General features: G+C 39.9%; 13 protein-coding genes and 1 tRNA gene. 2 read left to right on the top strand and 12 right to left on the bottom strand.

The features are described from left to right. Positions 1 to 5: 5 nt before the first annotated feature. The 7 genes from M472_RS32140 to M472_RS32110 form a co-directional block, all read right to left on the bottom strand. Positions 6 to 1,355 carry a Gfo/Idh/MocA family protein gene (locus M472_RS32140; RefSeq protein ID WP_021070008.1) on the bottom strand — a complete coding sequence of 450 codons (1,350 nt, stop codon included), beginning with the start codon at positions 1,353 to 1,355 and terminating at the stop codon, positions 6 to 8. A gap of 12 nt (positions 1,356 to 1,367) precedes the next feature. Next, on the bottom strand, positions 1,368 to 2,363 hold the full coding sequence (locus M472_RS32135; RefSeq protein ID WP_021070007.1) for a Gfo/Idh/MocA family protein: 996 nt from the start codon (positions 2,361 to 2,363) through the stop codon (positions 1,368 to 1,370). A gap of 83 nt (positions 2,364 to 2,446) precedes the next feature. Continuing rightward, entirely contained in the window at positions 2,447 to 3,505 is a 1,059-nt protein-coding gene (locus M472_RS32130) for a LacI family DNA-binding transcriptional regulator (RefSeq protein ID WP_021070006.1), read from the bottom strand. Positions 3,506 to 3,542: 37 nt separating this feature from the next. Further along, positions 3,543 to 4,301, bottom strand: a complete 759-nt coding sequence (locus M472_RS32125; RefSeq protein ID WP_021070005.1) for a glucosamine-6-phosphate deaminase — start codon at positions 4,299 to 4,301, stop codon at positions 3,543 to 3,545. Between the two features lie 5 nt (positions 4,302 to 4,306). Beyond that, positions 4,307 to 5,500, bottom strand: coding sequence for an N-acetylglucosamine-6-phosphate deacetylase (gene nagA, locus M472_RS32120; protein WP_021070004.1), 1,194 nt, complete (start codon positions 5,498 to 5,500; stop codon positions 4,307 to 4,309). Positions 5,501 to 5,705: 205 nt separating this feature from the next. After that, positions 5,706 to 7,223, bottom strand: coding sequence for a RagB/SusD family nutrient uptake outer membrane protein (locus tag M472_RS32115; RefSeq protein WP_021070003.1), 1,518 nt, complete (start codon positions 7,221 to 7,223; stop codon positions 5,706 to 5,708). Between the two features lie 17 nt (positions 7,224 to 7,240). After that, on the bottom strand, positions 7,241 to 10,354 hold the full coding sequence (locus M472_RS32110) for a SusC/RagA family TonB-linked outer membrane protein (RefSeq protein WP_081643137.1): 3,114 nt from the start codon (positions 10,352 to 10,354) through the stop codon (positions 7,241 to 7,243). A gap of 333 nt (positions 10,355 to 10,687) precedes the next feature. Here M472_RS32110 and M472_RS32105 point away from each other — a divergent pair, with 333 nt between their 5' ends. Together M472_RS32105 and M472_RS32100 are read left to right on the top strand one after the other, a co-directional pair. After that, complete coding sequence (locus tag M472_RS32105; protein ID WP_021070001.1) at positions 10,688 to 11,980, top strand: (Fe-S)-binding protein; 1,293 nt, start codon at positions 10,688 to 10,690, stop codon at positions 11,978 to 11,980. 12 nt (positions 11,981 to 11,992) lie between these two features. Then, entirely contained in the window at positions 11,993 to 12,781 is a 789-nt protein-coding gene (locus M472_RS32100) for a (Fe-S)-binding protein (RefSeq protein ID WP_021070000.1), read from the top strand. A gap of 52 nt (positions 12,782 to 12,833) precedes the next feature. Here the strand turns inward: M472_RS32100 and M472_RS32095 are convergent. From M472_RS32095 to M472_RS44920, 5 genes are all read right to left on the bottom strand, one after another. Then, a tRNA-Leu gene (locus tag M472_RS32095) sits at positions 12,834 to 12,917 on the bottom strand. 41 nt (positions 12,918 to 12,958) lie between these two features. Continuing rightward, entirely contained in the window at positions 12,959 to 13,849 is an 891-nt protein-coding gene (locus tag M472_RS32090) for a Ppx/GppA phosphatase family protein (protein ID WP_031301594.1), read from the bottom strand. 130 nt (positions 13,850 to 13,979) lie between these two features. Further along, complete coding sequence (locus M472_RS32085; RefSeq protein WP_021069998.1) at positions 13,980 to 14,531, bottom strand: hypothetical protein; 552 nt, start codon at positions 14,529 to 14,531, stop codon at positions 13,980 to 13,982. A 71-nt stretch (positions 14,532 to 14,602) separates the two neighbouring features. Next, a complete protein-coding gene (locus M472_RS32080; protein WP_021069997.1) occupies positions 14,603 to 17,179 on the bottom strand; it encodes a phosphoenolpyruvate carboxylase in 2,577 nt (858 codons plus the stop codon). Between the two features lie 235 nt (positions 17,180 to 17,414). Continuing rightward, a complete protein-coding gene (locus tag M472_RS44920) occupies positions 17,415 to 17,537 on the bottom strand; it encodes a 30S ribosomal protein THX (protein WP_021069996.1) in 123 nt (40 codons plus the stop codon). Positions 17,538 to 17,572 lie beyond the last annotated feature (35 nt).

Raw genomic sequence — 17,572 nt, 5'->3', positions numbered from 1 at the left:
TCGCTTTAGACTTTAGGCTCCCACCCTTTAGCATATTCTCTTGACCACAGATTTTTCATAGCATTGTTGTCATTCAAAATGTGTCCATTCTTAGGATCTATTTCCAACTGCTTACCAGCTCTAAGCGCAATATTTCCCAATTGTACCAACAATGTACTTTTATGTCCACTAACAATATCCGAATTAAGGTTACCTGACTTCTTCATTGCAGAAAACATATTCTGCATATGTAATGCATCCAATTGCTGTGAGGGACTACTAAGACTAGCCGTATTAATAGGTCCACTGTCTTTTACCTCTTTAACCAATTTACCTTTAATGTCGAACAATTTATAAGAATTTGCTCCATCGATTTGCAGAGAGCCATTAGATCCATAAAACATCACACCGACATTAGAACCTTCGGTTGTCATAGCACTACAGCTTCGTCCTTCCCAAGTAATCATTTTATCCGGACCGAACTCAAGACTTATAACCTGCGTATCTGGTGTTTCCCAATCATCTTTATACGCATATCGACCACCGTTAGAGCTTACTCGAGTAGGATAGTCCACCTGCAAGCCCCAGCGTGCTAAGTCAACCATATGTGTACCATTATTCAAAGCTTCTCCGGTTCCCCAATTCCAAAACCAATGCCAGTTATAATGCAATAAATTGTCCTGATACGCTGCACGAGGAGCAGGCCCTTGCCATAGATCAAAATCTAACCAAGAAGGAACAGCCGTTTTTTTCCCAATCCCAATCGAAGGACGATTATTCGTATACCAAGTCTTAGCATAAAACACTTTACCTATAGTACCATTGTGCACCTCTTCAATACCTTTAACCACATTAGGCCACGATCTTCGTTGATTCCCCATCTGGATAACATTTCCATACTTGTTTGCTGCAGCAACCAATAATTCTCCCTCTCTAGGATTATGGCCACATGGCTTTTCTAGATAAACACTTTTACCAGCTTGGGACGCTAGAATAGCTGCTGGAGCGTGCCAGTGATCCGGCGCCGCGACAACAAAAATATCTACGTCCTTACTTTCTAACGACTTTCTAAAGTCTTTAAATCCTGTTACTCCTGTGTTTTGGAACTTAGTCAGTCCTGTCTTACACTTATCAATAGCTCGACTATCGACATCACATATATGAATTACCTCACTCTGTGCCTGACTAGCAAAATTTTGAGCTAACGCCGCACCTCGAGAGTTAACCCCCATTACAGAGACTCGCATTTTCTCGTTAGCACCGACAATCCTATTATAACTTTTAGCACTAAAACCAGGCAAGACTCCGCCCAATCCTACAGCAGTAGATGCGATCAATGTTTTCTTGATAAAATCTCTTCTCGAATTATTATCCATAATAGTAAGTTTTTATTTTAAGGTTATATCTGTTAAATTGACTGTTCGTCCCTGCATTTTTTTACTCAGATCAGCAGCTTCGATAAAAGCGCATATTTCCAAAGTTTGGGCCCCATCAACTGGAACTTTTCCTGAGTCAAAAAATGCAACTATTTCTTCTAATAATGGGGCATACCCCACAAAATCACCTAACTTTATTGCGCCTTTTTCGCAATAGACAGTCCCACCGAAGGCTGCGGCTCCTGTACGCGTTCCTCTTACGGTTCCTATACGTCCGTCTTCCCAAACACCTACTATGATATCAGTCCCATCAGTATGGGTACGATTCAGCGATTTACACCCCACCCCCATTGCAGTGATCAACATTTCTACAGCATGTATCCCATACCAAAAGAAATCCGGGTGACTAGGTTCTAGGGCTGCGGGCGAATAAACATCTGCTCCTAACACTTTCCCATATTTGCCTTCTATAATATCCTTCATACCGGTAATATAACGCAACGAAGAAGAAGAGAAAAAAGGAACATTATGTTCTTTGGACAGACGCATTATCTCCTGTGCATCCTTATAAGATGCTGCTATTGGCTTATCGATAAAAACAGGCTTTTTTGCTTTGAAAACTTCGCGAGCTTGATCTAGGTGCAACCGACCATCATTGGTTTCCAGCAACACATAATCAACTTGCTTCAACAAAGACGAGATAGAATCTACAATCTTTACGTCTAACTTTTCAATATCTGCAATATATTTAGGAATACGATCCGTAGCTGAAGGAATCGTCTTTGTACCATAGGGATAAGCAGCCACTACTTTATAATCACGAAATTTTTCAGGACTATCATGCAAGGATTTCGTAAAAGCTATAGCATGGGAGGTGTCTAAACCAATGATACCAATACGTTTCCCTCTGTCTTGAAAGAAAGGAATTGCGGACGCTGTATTTATCATCGTCGCGCCCAAAGCCAAGGAGCTCATACTAACGAAGTCTCTTCTACTTAGATTTTTCATAATGCGGTTTATTATGTTATATTATAAAGATAGTAAATAGTGTACGTACCCGAAAATTTATTCGCAAATAAATTTCCATCTATTTAATTCTTGTAGTATTTATAATTCTCTTTTGTTAGAATATCGATAGGCATCAGTTGCACCTTTTCAATCTTCTCACTTTCAACAAAGTACTCATACAGTGTCAACAGTCCTTTATATCCCTGTTCTATTGGTTTTTGACAGATCAAGAAATCGATGATACCTTTCTCTAGATACGCTATATTCTGAGTAAGATAATCATATCCAATCAGTTTTATATTTGTAATATTATTGGCTTCAAAATACTTGGCTACCGTAGAAACCCGAGAATTGGTGACAAACAGCAGATCCACTACATTTTCCTGCAAATACCTCCCCAACTCTGCCATTACGGAATCATAATCAGTCCTATGAACTGTCAACATATTGACGACAGAAGTTGATTTATTCTCTTCAAAATAGCTTTTGAAACCTGTCGCCTTCTTTAGCAAATGATGTTCCGCCCCCAACTCCCTAGACACATTAAAAATAAGAATGTTCCCTCCATCTGGAATAAGATACTTCGATAGGTTACCAGCCAATTTACCAGACTGAAACAAATCGGGGCCCACATAGCTCAACGGGTTGACATTCGATATATCTGAATTAATGAAAACACATTTTATCTTCTTGGCCTCACATCTATAAAAAAACTCCAGGGCTTCACTAATAAAAGAAGGTGCTAAAATAACACCATGAAAACTTTCCTTAAGAATACTATTCGCTTGCTGATTGAATGTCTCTCTGTCGTTGAGTTCATAATGAAAAAAAACAACCTCTACTCCGTACATCCGAATTTCTGACCAAGCGGCATTTATACCTTCAAGCGGAGCTCTCCAATATTCCGTTTCTTGAGATTCACGTGGAATTAAAACAGCAAAGCGAAAGACCTTTCGGGAGGCTAAACTTCTAGCCAAAAGATTAGGCTTATAGTCCATCTCCTTAATGATAGCCTCAATTTTTTCCTTTGTTTTTGCAGAAACCCCAGTTCTATTGTGAATCACACGATCCACTGTTGCAATTGAAACATTAGCTCTTCTCGCAATTTCTTTTACGCCCGACAGTTCATTATTCTTTTGCATATGGATACCAATTAGCCTTCAAGTAAAGAATTTTTTTTTAACTTTCCAAAAGTCTACTGCTTTCTGTATCTAAATATAGTTTTGCTCTTACATGTTGTCTAAGAATAGTCGACGGGTAAGTTTCAGAAACGTCCTCATAAAGAGTATGATAAACTGCTTGTTCCTTAGTCTTTCCTGGCACTACACAAAAAATGTACTCTGCAGACAACAATACAGGTATGGTCAATGTCAAAGCGTGTGTTGGAACATCCTCTAGACTAGGGAAACAGCCATCATTAACCTGTTGCTGGCGACAGATTGGATCCAATTCGACGACCTTGACCGTTTCTACATCATCAAATCTCGCAAGAGGAGGATCGTTAAAAGCTATGTGAGTATTCTCTCCTATCCCCATACATACAATATCTAGGACATTGTTGCTCAATATTGAAGTATACCGTTGACATTCATCAACAATATCTTTGCTTTCCCCCTGGATGTACGAAACTGACCTCAGCGGAATCTTATCAAAAAGATTCGTCTTTAAATAATTACGAAAGCTCTGAGGCTCTTCGGGGCTAATCCCTACATATTCATCCATATGCATGGCATTAACCCTCTCCCAAGGAATATTCATATTCAATAAGCTTGCATACAGATCTCTTTGTGAAGGTGCTGCCGCGAATATAATATTCACAGTATCCCTCTTCTTTAACAACTCGTGGATAGCATCGTGCACATCTTGCGCTACAGCATCCCCCATTAGTTCTCGCGTTGCATAAATACCCACGCTCAAGTTCTCTACTTTTCTTTTCATAATAATTAATCTATTCGATATACTATCCGTCCGTTAACTACTGTCATCAAAACACGGACATCATCGTCAAAAACAACAAGGTCAGCGTCCTTCTCTAGCGCAATACTGCCTTTCCGATCAGCTACCTTCATCACTCGAGCCGGATTAAAAGTAATCATCCGTATTATTTCTTCTAGCGGAATGTCTCCGAGCTTAAGCATTGTTCGGATCAATCTATCAGCAGTAGCAACGGACCCGGCAAAAGCTGAACGATCCTTCAGTTTTGCCACTCCGTCTTCAACCAACACCTCCAAACCATCTTCCAAGCTTCCCAAGACAGATTCATTCACATTTGTGCCAGCTGCTCGCATAGCATCAGTGATCAAAACCATCTTGTCAGGTCCTTTTACTTTATATATCAACCGCAATAAGGGATCTGGCAAATGAATACCATCTGCGATCAATTCCAGATCGAAATCATCGATGAGATACCCCGCCTCAACAACTCCTGCGTAGCGAAAAGCATTACGTCTACTTACACTGGACATAGCCGAATAAAAATGAGTCATAAGATTGAACCCTATGTTATGTGCAGCTACAACATCCTCATAAATTGCATCAGTATGAGCAATAGCAGCAATAATTCCTTTTTGAGATAAGTACTTTCCAAACTCCAAAGCCCCTTCTAGCTCGGGAGCCGCACTCCATCTTACAATACTTGAATAATTCTCAATCAAGTAGCGGTATTCATCAGGATCCGGATTACGAATATAACGAGGATCCTGTGCACCTCGTTGTGATAATGCGAAGTAAGGGCCTTCGAGATGCATTCCTAAAAACTGCGCTCCATTAATAATTTGCTCTTTAACTTTTGTATAACTATTCAAAGTTTCTTCAAGCTGTTCCTTTGTAGTTGTCAATGTCGTGGGGACAAGAGCAGTCGTACCATATTGGGCGTGGACAACAGCTATTTCGCGAAATGCTTCTTCCGTTCCATCCATAAAATCATATCCTCCCCCACCATGTATATGAATATCAATAAAACCAGGTGAAAGATAGTTGCCCTTTAGATCTAGGAAATCTGTATCTTGAAATTCGTCAAGCCCTACAATCTTTCCCTCAATAATCCTTTTTATTCTTTTTCCTTCTACAAGTACGGCTCCCCAGACGATACTGTCCTGAAGAATTATCCGAGCATTATAATATAACGTTTTCTTCATTATTTGGTTAATAGTACAATTGTGTACGTACACGAAAATACAACTTTTTTAGACTTCATCCAAAGTAAATTCATATTTCAAAAAATAAACATCTATATAAATAACTTTTCAATCCATTCAATCCCCCTAAAGAGATCTTTTGTTCGCACTGTAAAGCGAACAAAAGATCTCTTTGAATAAACACGAGGAAAATGTTATAGTAATTCTAGAAACTATAATAATCATTTTGGTTTAAAGCCTTATTACGATCCCATGCATCTCTAGGTATCGGAAACACGATAGGCTTGGTACTTAACCAAGGTTTCTGATCGACGTTCAATTCATCATAGTTAGGTCTTTCCGCAGCGATAAACTCCAGGAAACGTCCACTTCTATTTAAATCAGAAAAACCACCAGTGGGCTCCCATATGAATTCCATTCGCCGTTCTTGAAAAATGGCATCCAAGACCTTATCCTTAGCAAGACCATTCGACAAATCATCCAACCCAGCTCTTGTCCGAATTTTATTAACCTCTTCTATAGCGTCATCTCCCCGACCTTCTTCATTCAATGCCTCCGCATAGTTTAAGAGCACCTCAGCAAAACGGATGACTGGAGCATTAACGCCAGAAAATGTTGGAGTTGGCTTTTGCCAATATTTTGTCATGATAAATCCCGAATGCGACCACCCTGCAGGCACATCCGTCGGCATCACAAAAGCAGGCATATTTTGATGTTTTTCACCTGGTCCTATAATCGTTGCCCAATAACGCTTATCTTTAATCTGAGCATTGCTGTCTTTTTCATGCGCATTCACCCAGTGTTTATCAGGAACAAAGTTACTCCAAGCATCTCCTCCTGTGAATTCTTTAGAAGCACCACGTGGAGCGGTACGCTTCACTAGATTATTCCCCTCGGCATCCACCCCTTCCTTAAATTGAGTAGAAAACAATATTTCATCATTATTTTCATTACTTTCCATAAAAACTGAACGATAATCATCGAGCAGCTTATAGCGTTTCTCATCGAACAATTCTTCCGTAACCAAGATAACCTCTGGATATTTCTTTTGCCACAAAAAGGCTTTCCCTAATAATGCTCTACATGCTCCAGACGTTACTCTCCCTTCGTCCTTACTATCCCACTTAATTGGCAAGCTCTCTTTTGCTTCTTGTAGATCTTTCTCTAGAAACGCCCAGATATCCTCTGCTTTAGCACGAGGTATTTGGAGGTTTGAGCTGGCATCTAAAGGTGCATCTATCAATGGAACTCCACCGAAATAAGTAACCAGACGATAGTAAAATAATGCACGAATAAATTTTGCTTGTGCAATTATTTTACTCTTAGATTTTTCGTCCACGTCATTCATGACAGAGACTTTTGAAATAACCATGTTAGCTCTACCAATTCCAATATACGCTGCTGTATATACATCACGTAGTATAGTATTGGTGGCCGGAAAAACCAAAGAGTGCAGCTCGATCCGATTTGCGCTTCGATCCATCTCATACATATCTCCCGAAATCGCCCACTCAATGTCAGCAGCATCCCTTACATTCGAAAACGCTTCTTCTTTTTGCAGAGAACCATATACGCCGACCAATGCAGCCTCGGCATCTGAAATATTAGCAAAGAACTTATCTTCTACCAAAGTATCCGTAGGCGATAACGAAAGAAAGCTATCGCTACATGCTGTAGCCGTGCTCAACAAAGCAAACAGCACTATATTTTTTACTTGTCTCATCTTATTTTATCAACTAATTAAAACCCTACCTTTACCCCAAACATATACGTACGCGGCACAGGATATACCCCATCATCTACACCAGAAGCAAGAGGATTAGTAGACCCAATCTCTGGATCAAAACCACTGTACTTTGTAATAGTGAAAGCATTTTGAATTGAACTATATATACGTACACGCTTGATCATTTTGCTATTTTCGAAAAGTACCGTAGGCAACGTGTATCCAAGTGTTACATTGCGTAATCGCAGATAAGCTCCATTTTCGATGTAAAAAGAAGAAAGGTTCGCGTAATTGCCATTCAAATCTGTGTATTTCAAAATAGGAACAGTACTCCCTCCTTTTTCCGGAGTCCAACGTTCCAATACATCTGCAGATGCGTTAATGACCCCACTACCTCCAAAGTACTTAATAGGATAGGTAGAAAATTTATTAACATGAAAAATATCATTTCCAGCAACCCCTTGTAAAAGCAAATTCAGATCAAATCCTTTATATGAAAAATCCATATTCATACCATAGGTTAGTTTGGGCCAAGGATTACCCAATATAACACGATCGTCATCCGTCAGCGCCCGATCTCCATTAACATCTCGATACTTAAAGTCTCCTGCCGAAGCATTCGGTTGGAAAGTCTTATCAACCTCAGAATCATTCTGATAAATACCCTCTACAATATACCCCCTAAAAGAACCTATAGGCTGACCTACCTGTGTATAAGAGCTATTCATACTTGTGAAGCCCACTAAGGGTCCTGATATAGGATTACCTGCTCCCATAGACAAGACCTCATTCTTCAAAGTCGAAAGATTGACACTTACATCATATTTAAAGGCGCTCCCTCCAGTATAACCGACCAACAATTCAAATCCTGAATTACGTATCTTACCACCATTTACAGAAGGTGCGGTCTCAAATCCCGCTTCCAAGGAAACCGGCAGACTCACTAACATATCTCTAGTGTCTTTGATATAATATTCAGCGGTTAAATACCCCCGATTATTCAAAAAAGTAGCATCTACCCCAAAATTCAACTGCTCACTCGTTTCCCATTTTAGATCCATATTGCCAGGACGTATCATGCTGGCACCAGTGATCAGGCCTTGATTGGCCCCTAAGATATAATTATCCAATACCCGGCCTAATCCAAACGTACTGGAGTAGCCAAACGCACCTATTGCATCATTTCCCAGCTGTCCCCAGCTCGCTCTCAATTTCAGGCTGTTCACTAGCCCTGTCTGATTGAAAAATTCTTCGTCCGAAATATTCCATCCAGCAGATACAGACGGAAAATTTCCCCATTTGTAAGAGGGACCAAAATTTGACGATCCATCACGACGAATACTAGCAGAGAACAAGTACTTGTTTGCGTACGAATAATTGACCCGACCTAAATAAGAAGCTAGCGTATACACTGATCCTGTACCTGTACCCCTACGATTTGCATCCGAACTGGTATTGACGACACGAATCGTTTCATTTTGAAAATCTCTCGCTGTAATAGAGATCCAATCACTCGCATTACGCTGCGCAGTTTGGCCGATTACAGCGGACAGGCTATGTTTTTCAAACTGCTTATTATAATTTAATGTATTTTCAATCAACCAATTCAGCCCCTGAGTCTGTGTTTCGCTCAATATAGCAAGAGGATTGCTGTAGAACCCGCGTTGTACTTTAGGTTCCCAACTAGTTGTACGATTAGCAGCATAATCCAACCCGATACTCGATTTAAATGTCAGCCCCGGAAAAATGACTAACTCACCAAACGCATTTCCATATAATCGCATGTTACGAAGCCGCTTATCAACAGACTTTGCGCGTAGGTAGGGATTATCTCCTTGAGTCGAGTAATAGGCAGAAGAACCGTCCACTACATCTTCCAAGCCTAATGTAGGATAAAACTGTTGCGCCAGATTAAATACTCCTAGTCTGAAATCTTCATTCTGCAATCCCTTCCCATTCGTGTAAGCAAAAGCCAAACTACCGCCGAATTTCAGTCGTTCATTGGCTTGAATATCCACATTGGCGCGCCCCGTATAGCGTTTATTCCATGTTTCGATAAGTGTTCCAGACTGATCTCGATAACCTATCGACAAAGCATTTTTCACCTTTTGATTTCCCCCCATCACAGACAGATCAACGTTATACATAGGTGCTGTCCTAAATACCTCATCAATCCAGTTCGTACCTTTCCCTAATGCGGAGGGATTCGCCCACTCTGGATTCGAGGTCATCTTCGAGTTTGCGAACAGTTCATTTGCCAAGGTAGCAAATTGCTCCGCATTCAAAAACTTCGGTTTCTTCCAAAGCTCTTGGAATCCTGTATATGTACTTAGATCTGCCGAACTAATTCCATCCTTCCCTCGTTTGGTTGTAATCAAAATAACCCCATTTGCAGCCCGAGCTCCATAAATGGAAGCCGCAGCAGCATCTTTCAGCACTTCTATAGATTCAATATCATTGGGATTGACAATCGACATCCCATCAACCTGATCCGAATTGCCACTGACGGACATATTACTACCTCCCACAGGAAATCCATCGATAACATACAACGGCTGATTCCCGCCCGTAGTCCCTACACCACGGATTCTAACCGAACTAGCGCCACCAGGTGCGCCACTCGTATTCGTTATAGTTACCCCTGGAACTTTTCCCTGTATTGCCCCAGTAAAAGAATTACTAGCTACCTTCTCTAGATCTGCAGATTTAACAGACGATATTGAACCAGTCAGTTCTTTTCTTTTTTGAGTACCGTAACCAACAACAACAACCTCTTCAAGATTACCTTCATCGAGTTCAAGAACAACGGCTAGATCCTTCAAACTCGAAACCACAATTTCTTTTGGTACGTACCCGACACTTGAAAAAATCAGAGTTTTCCCTAGAAGTTGTCCCGAAAGTTCGAAATCACCATCGCCATTAGTACCTACAGACTGTATCGTATTCTTAACTTTAACACTAACTCCCCGAAGAGGATTGCCGTTACTATCAACAACTTTTCCAATAAGCTTCTGTTGAGAAATCACCAAATCGACTTTAACTCTATCCTTTCCACTACTATAGAAGGAAGAATGACTTAAAAACGGTGAGCCCAAAAAGACACAAAGCATGTAAACTTTTGATCTCATAATTTTAAATTTATAATTCTACTTTATTAAACTGATTACTATACTCGATTAAATAAAAGCTTTTGCTTCTATCTCACACAATTCTTAAGCTCTAAGGGATATCATAGGTTTATAAAGCTCTAAAAGGATATCGTGTACGTAAACGAATATAGCAGTTTTATCTAAAAAAAAGAACAAAACGTTATATTTTTTATTACCAGATGGTTCGCATACTACTATCCCACCATTTTTCCCACACTTTTCCTACCTAATTTTTAATCCTTCTAAATACATGTTATGCACGCATAATATCCATATATTAATTATATTTGTTTTGAACCTGATTATAAAACTATGATTGGTCAATTAATATTTACATTCCTACTCATTACTGCAGGATTTTTCTTTTACAAGAATGCAGCAAAGATTTACAGAAACATCAAATTAGGCAAAACGGTCAATCGATTTGATAATCCCAGTATGCGATTAAGGACAATGCTACTTGTAGCCTTTGGCCAAAAAAAGATGTTTAAGCGTCCGATACCAGCATTGCTCCATCTATGTGTATATGTTGGTTTCTGTATCATCAACATTGAAATGCTGGAAATCGTAATCGATGGGATATTTGGCACCCATCGTGTGCTGTCCTTTATGGGCGGATTTTATAATTTTTTAATCTATAGCTTCGAAATACTTGCACTACTCGTTTTGTTATCCTGTGTTATTTTCTTCATTAGACGAAATATCTTAAAACTGAGACGCCTAAATCAACACGAATTAAATAACTGGCCAAAAACAGATGCAAATATTATTTTGATAACGGAGATTTTGTTAATGGCTGCATTTCTTATCATGAATGCCGCAGATCAAAAACTACAGATACTTAACTATTCCCATTACACTGCCGTTGGCGCATTTCCCATAAGCACTTTTCTTCTGCCCTTACTTCCAGAAGCTTCTACCAACCTGGTTTTAATAGAACGTATTTGCTGGTGGTTCCATATAGTAGGAGTATTTGCTTTCCTCAACTATCTTCCTTTGTCCAAGCATCTTCATATCATTCTTGCTTTTCCAAATACCTATTTCACAAAACTAGAGCCAAAGGGTAAATTTGAGAACATGTCCTCTGTTACCGAAGAAGTAAAAGCTATGTTGGATCCGAGCATTCCTCCTCCTAGTGGTGAAGTGTCCCGATTTGGTGTAAAAGATGCCGTGGACTTGACTTGGAAAAACCTACTCGATGCCTATACCTGTACAGAGTGTGGCCGCTGCACCTCCTCTTGTCCTGCCAATATCACAGGAAAATTGCTTTCACCGCGTAAGATTATGATGGATACAAGAGACCGTATCGAAGAAATTGGCAAGAATATAGACACGAACAAGTCCTTTGTAGACGACAATAAATCGTTACTGGACAATTATATCACTAGGGAGGAAATATGGGCCTGTACAAGTTGTAATGCCTGCGTTGAACAATGCCCTGTAAATATCAACCCATTAGAGATCATAATGGGGCTTAGGCAATACGTTGTCATGGAAGAATCCAAAGCCCCTACCAGTATCAACGGAATGCTTGGAAATATGGAAAATAACGGAGCTCCCTGGAAATATGCACAAGCTGATCGGGCGAATTGGGCCAATCAATAAAGATTCTTAGACATGGAAAATCAAATACACATACCTACAATTGCTGAATTAGTTGCCAAAGGCGAGTCTCCAGATATACTATTTTGGGTCGGTTGCGCTGGCTCTTTTGACGAAAGGGCACAACGGATCACAAGAGACATCTGTAAGATACTCCACCATGTCGGCATAAAATACGCCATCTTGGGGACAGAAGAGAGTTGTACAGGCGACCCTGCCAAACGGGCCGGAAACGAATTCTTGTTTCAGATGCAGGCTATGATGAACATACAGGTACTCGATGGATATGAAATCAAGAAAATAGTCACAGCGTGTCCCCACTGCTTCAACACCTTAAAGAATGAATATCCTGATCTTGGAGGACACTATGAAGTAATACACCATACACAATTGATTCAATCCCTTATCGAACAAGGTAAGTTAAAGCCTGCTGACGGTCATGACTTCAAAGGCAAGCGCATTACCTATCACGACCCATGTTATCTCGGTCGCGCCAATGAGGTGTATGAAGCTCCACGTAAAGCTTTAGAGGTGCTAGACGCAGACTTAGTCGAGCTCAAGCGCTGTCGAAGCAATGGTTTATGCTGTGGAGCTGGCGGTGCACAGATGTTTAAAGAGCCAGAAGCTGGCAACAAGGACGTTAATATTGAACGTATAGAAGATGTGATAGAAACCAACGCAACTGTTGTAGCAGCAGCATGTCCATTTTGCATGACGATGTTACAGGATGGCGTAAAAATAAAGGAAAAAGAAATACAGGTACTTGATATCGCAGAAATTACAGCAAGAGTCAACAATCTCTAAAACCTGAAAATGACATAAAAAAAGCGATCACAGAATATGATCGCTTTTTTTGTACCCAGAAGCAGATTCGAACTGCCATGCCCTTGCGAGCGCCACCCCCTCAAGATGGTGCGTCTACCAATTTCGCCACCTGGGTATTACTCCGACAAAAATATAGCTTTTTTTTAAAGTCACAAGCTAATTCTGCTTATTATTTTTTAAATTTTTATCAATAAGTGTCTGAATAATTCCATCAACCAAGCCAACTCGCGGAGCCACAATGTTTTTCAAATGACCTACCTTCATAATCGTCAGGAAAATTTCTGAGGCAGGAATGATAACATCGGCTCGATCCGAACGTAACCCCAACTCATGAATACGATCTTTCAAGGAAAAAGAATTTAAATGATCGAAAATAGCTTTAAGTTTCGCATAAGTCATCGGTTTATCACCTTTCTCATTGGCAATACGTGACAATTTGTTAATATTGCCCCCCGTACCTATACCATATATATTCTTATATCCCCTTGTCTTCTCCTTGACCCAACGCCGCATCTTATCCCAAGTCTCTGGTTCATCCTGATTGTCCAATATACGAATAGTCCCTAAATTGAAAGACTGGGAGTCAACAAGCTCTCCATTCGCAAATAAGGTTATCTCCGTACTTCCCCCTCCCACGTCAATATAAAGGTATACCTTAGTCTTATCAATAGTACTGCTCAAATAAGAATTATAGATAATTTTAGCTTCAATCCCTCCATCTACAATCTGTATGTCGATACCTTCCTTTTGACAAGCTTTAACCACCTCTGCACCATTATCCGAATCCCGCATCGCCGATGTTGCACAAGCCATGTAATCCGTGACCTTGTAGACGTCCATTAGGTTTCTAAAAGCACGCATTGTTTTGACCATATCTTGGAATTTACCCACAGATATATGCTTATCAATAAAAGCATCATCACCTAAACGCAATGGCACTCGGAGCAGGGTGTTCTTAGTATACACCACTTCATCCTTCTTTTCTAAAATATCCGCAATCAACAATCGGACTGCATTGGAACCTATATCTATAGCTGCGTATCTCACCGGCATTGTTTTTTTAATCTGCCAATAATAACGTTTTAATATTAATTTTTCATTAAATTAACGTTAGAATTAACATATAAAAAAAGGGAACACATAGATGTTCCCTTTTTTTATAGCACAAAAACTGCTGTTAATGGTGCGCATGCGCTTCTTCCTTACCACCTATTTGCTTATAAAGGTCAGAAACAATACTCACTTGTTTTTCTGCAAAAGCACGTAAGTCCTTATTTGTGTTACGAGTCAATCGGGTTAATTGATCTTTAATCAAGCCAATTTCATGCTGTGCGTTATGCACATAATCTGTATGTATACTACTAGTAGCTTCAGTAGAGTCAGTAGCCACACTTCCTGTTAACTCCGGAGCAGGTACACCTTTGATCGGAAAATCGATTTGTACCGTTCTAGCAATCGTGTCCAAAGCCGGGATAAATTGTTCGTAGTAAGCTTTCACTTTAGCAGCCACCTCTTTTGATTTAGCATCACCACTAGCTTCTTCGTGTTCAGCTACAATTACACCTACCTGTGCCGTCTCGCCAACTTTTTGGAAAGCAGAAAAAGCATCACCATCTACCAAAGTAGTATGAGTATATTTCAACTGATTCTCTCTTGCTGTTTTGTCTACACAAGAGCTGAACAACGTACCTGCACATACTGCGGCAAAAAACAAAGTATTTAATTTCATTTTAATTCTTTTTTTTCGAATACAAAAATATAAAATATCTATCAGAATTCGCCATACTTTCGGATTATCTATTATGCAAGATTTCTTCCAGCATTGACAACACCATATATAGTACGCCCGATAAGCTTTCTATAAACCTCCTCCTGCTCAGCAGACAAGTCCCCTGCACGCAATATACGGATCGCATAATGCTGGATAATCAATAGCGGCAGTACTATCTTTTCACGTTCCAAAATAGAAGCACGTTCGACCGGATAATTTTCCATCAGTACAGTAGCTCCGCTCAATTTCAGCAGATAATTCTTAGTCTTTGTATACTCGTCATGCAATATATTCCAGAACTCTCCAAAAGTCGGATCATCCTTCATATAAGACGTGATAGAAAAATTAGATTTTGTCATAGACATCATGCAATTATCAATCAGCGTATTGAAAAAACCAGAGTTTTCGTAAAGATTCCGCACATAAGACCAAAGGTTATTCTCCTCAGCCCATTGAAGAGCTGTCCCTACGCCAAAGAAACCAGGAATATTCTGTTTTAGCTGACTCCATGAAGTAACGAACGATATAGCTCGAAGATCCTCTAACCGAAGATCTTTATCCGAATTCCTTTTCACAGGACGACTGCTGATATTGATAGAAGAAAGTGCTTTCAACGGACTCAATGCTTCTAGATAGGTCAAGAACAAAGGATGATTACGCAGAGACAAAAACTTAGTATGACTTGCTTCCGCCATATCTTCGATAATTTGCTTCTGCTTTTCCGTCAGTGTATCTCCTTGATTTTGCTTTATCTCCGAAATCAATCCTGCATGAAGTAACTGTTCAATGTTATACTGCGCTGTATCCAACGATCCATACTGGCTACTGATGGTCTGCCCCTGTATAGTCAATTGAATATGTTTGTTCTCAATTTCTGTCCCCATAGACGCGTAGAAACGTTGCGTCTTGCCACCCCCACGTGCCGGAGGACCTCCACGGCCATCGAAAAATACCAGATCAACTCCATATTCCCTAGCGAGTGCAGTCAATTCCACTTTGGCATTGTAAATAGACCAATTGGCCATCAAGTATCCACCATCTTTCGTACTGTCCGAAAAACCAAGCATAATAGTTTGCTTATTTCCTCGTCTTTTGAGATGAGCAGCATAATGAGGGTTACTATATAATGTACGCATCACTGCTGCCGCACGAGACAAATCATCCACAGTTTCGAAGAGAGGCACAAAATCAACAAACAACTTATCGGTCTCCCACCCCTCCCACAAAAACAACTGCATCAGCCCCAATATATCCGAAGCCTGTTGACAATTTGAAATAATGAAACGTTGTGCAGCACGTTCACCTCCCGAACGCTGAATATCCTTCAAAAGCCGTATTACCCCTATTGTATCTTTCACAAGCGGCTCAGCATCCTCTTGATATGCCAAATCATTCTCGGTAAAACGAAGCGCTCGTTGTTTCCTCTCCTCGTCCCTTGTTAGCTGATTCAGCTCAACACCTACCTCTTCCCCATGCTCCTGAACCAAATAATCCATAGTCTGTCGCAATACGGAACTATCCTGACGAATGTCCAATGTCGTAAAGTAGCACCCAAACGTATTTACCTTACGGATCAAATCCTCAACAAGCTCAACAAAAAGTCCATTGTGTAAAGAATGAAGTACCTCCCTAATAGCATGTAGGTTCTTAAGAATTTCTGTCGTATCATCTGTAGGATTATCCACTGTATGAAAACTATTAGTGTAGAATATCTCCTGAAGATTCTCCAAGTAACTTTCCACGCCCTTAAAGGTAATCCGTCGCTTCACCACCCTAAAATCGCGATAATAGCACCGGAATAAAATAGTCCTTAACATCCCCGCTACTTTTTTCGTACTTTCCACGGTTACATTAGGATTTCCATCCCGATCCCCCCCCGGCCAAAAACCCAACTCTATCAACTGCTTTACATCTTCCGAGGGAACCTCCAGTTCATCATCGATTTTAGATTGGATACCAGAAGTAACCTTATAAAAAACATTTTCCAAGTACCAGGCCAGACTTATCGCTTCATCCACTGGAGTAGGCCGCTGTTGTTTGATAAAAGGTGTTTTCCCCAATTGCTGCAACAATAAGTGAATATTGGAAATATCATTTGCTTTTATAGCTTCGATCAGATCATTAATTATCCCCAACACCGGACCTGGATAAAACTGTGTAGGGTGAGCAGTCAACACTAGACGTACTGAAAAATCACGCAACTTCTCTACGAGCTGTTTTTTTAGCTTGCCATCATTCTGAGCCAACCGAAACAAAGAATTTAACCCTCCGATCTCATCACTTTTACCTACAGACTGAAAAGAAGAATCCTCTATTGCATCAAATAAAACAACCTGTCGCTCTATGTACTGAACAATCCGAAAAAGAAGATCAACCCGATCCTCATCCTGGATATATTGCTCATACTGTTGAAAAAAACTATCAATGATAGCCTCTGGAGTCGAGTTCTTTTCTACACCCTGCTCACAATGTGTCGTAAAAAATGGAAGCAATGTACCTGTATGTTTTACACGTTGAAAAGGCAATGTTAAGAATAGACTTTTAAATAAATCAAAGCGCGTGAGCACTTCATTCTCAAATACGGCTTGTTTTTGACTTAATTTCATTTCAATAAATTATGTATGATCCTTTCGTATCACTGATTAGTTTGCCAATACAGGATCGTCTTAGCAATAGGATCTCCTGAAAAGCACGCAACAAATATACAATTTAATATCAAAAAGCTTATATTTTTATTAAATTCATATTTTAAAACACAATTTAATACAAAAACAATAACAAAAAAACATAATATCCACCAACTAAAAAGCCTCACTAATAAAAAAGCAACCTTTCGGTTGCCTATTTACTATCTTTTGGGACAGTCTGGCTCTTTCCAAGCTCTTTTTTCCGTCCGGGTCTTCGCTTTCCATAAGATCCCATTATAATCTTACCTCTTCTTGTCTTCTTATCTCCTTTTCCCATAACTATATTTTTAAATAAATGATATATAAAGTTGA

Source organism: Sphingobacterium paucimobilis HER1398, from assembly GCF_000416985.1.
GTDB lineage: Bacteria > Bacteroidota > Bacteroidia > Sphingobacteriales > Sphingobacteriaceae > Sphingobacterium > Sphingobacterium paucimobilis.
This window is presented reverse-complemented; position numbering and strand designations above follow the sequence as displayed.

Bases quoted from the DNA above. Each gene is read 5' to 3' on its own strand.
- M472_RS32140 (WP_021070008.1), bottom strand. From the start codon at position 1,355: ATGGATAATAATTCGAGAAGAGATTTTATCAAGAAAACATTGATCGCA.
- M472_RS32135 (WP_021070007.1), bottom strand. From the start codon at position 2,363: ATGAAAAATCTAAGTAGAAGAGACTTCGTTAGTATGAGCTCCTTGGCT.
- M472_RS32130 (WP_021070006.1), bottom strand. From the start codon at position 3,505: ATGCAAAAGAATAATGAACTGTCGGGCGTAAAAGAAATTGCGAGAAGA.
- M472_RS32125 (WP_021070005.1), bottom strand. From the start codon at position 4,301: ATGAAAAGAAAAGTAGAGAACTTGAGCGTGGGTATTTATGCAACGCGA.
- nagA (WP_021070004.1), bottom strand. From the start codon at position 5,500: ATGAAGAAAACGTTATATTATAATGCTCGGATAATTCTTCAGGACAGT.
- M472_RS32115 (WP_021070003.1), bottom strand. From the start codon at position 7,223: ATGAGACAAGTAAAAAATATAGTGCTGTTTGCTTTGTTGAGCACGGCT.
- M472_RS32110 (WP_081643137.1), bottom strand. From the start codon at position 10,354: ATGAGATCAAAAGTTTACATGCTTTGTGTCTTTTTGGGCTCACCGTTT.
- M472_RS32105 (WP_021070001.1), top strand. From the start codon at position 10,688: ATGATTGGTCAATTAATATTTACATTCCTACTCATTACTGCAGGATTT.
- M472_RS32100 (WP_021070000.1), top strand. From the start codon at position 11,993: ATGGAAAATCAAATACACATACCTACAATTGCTGAATTAGTTGCCAAA.
- M472_RS32085 (WP_021069998.1), bottom strand. From the start codon at position 14,531: ATGAAATTAAATACTTTGTTTTTTGCCGCAGTATGTGCAGGTACGTTG.
- M472_RS32080 (WP_021069997.1), bottom strand. From the start codon at position 17,179: ATGAAATTAAGTCAAAAACAAGCCGTATTTGAGAATGAAGTGCTCACG.
- M472_RS44920 (WP_021069996.1), bottom strand. From the start codon at position 17,537: ATGGGAAAAGGAGATAAGAAGACAAGAAGAGGTAAGATTATAATGGGA.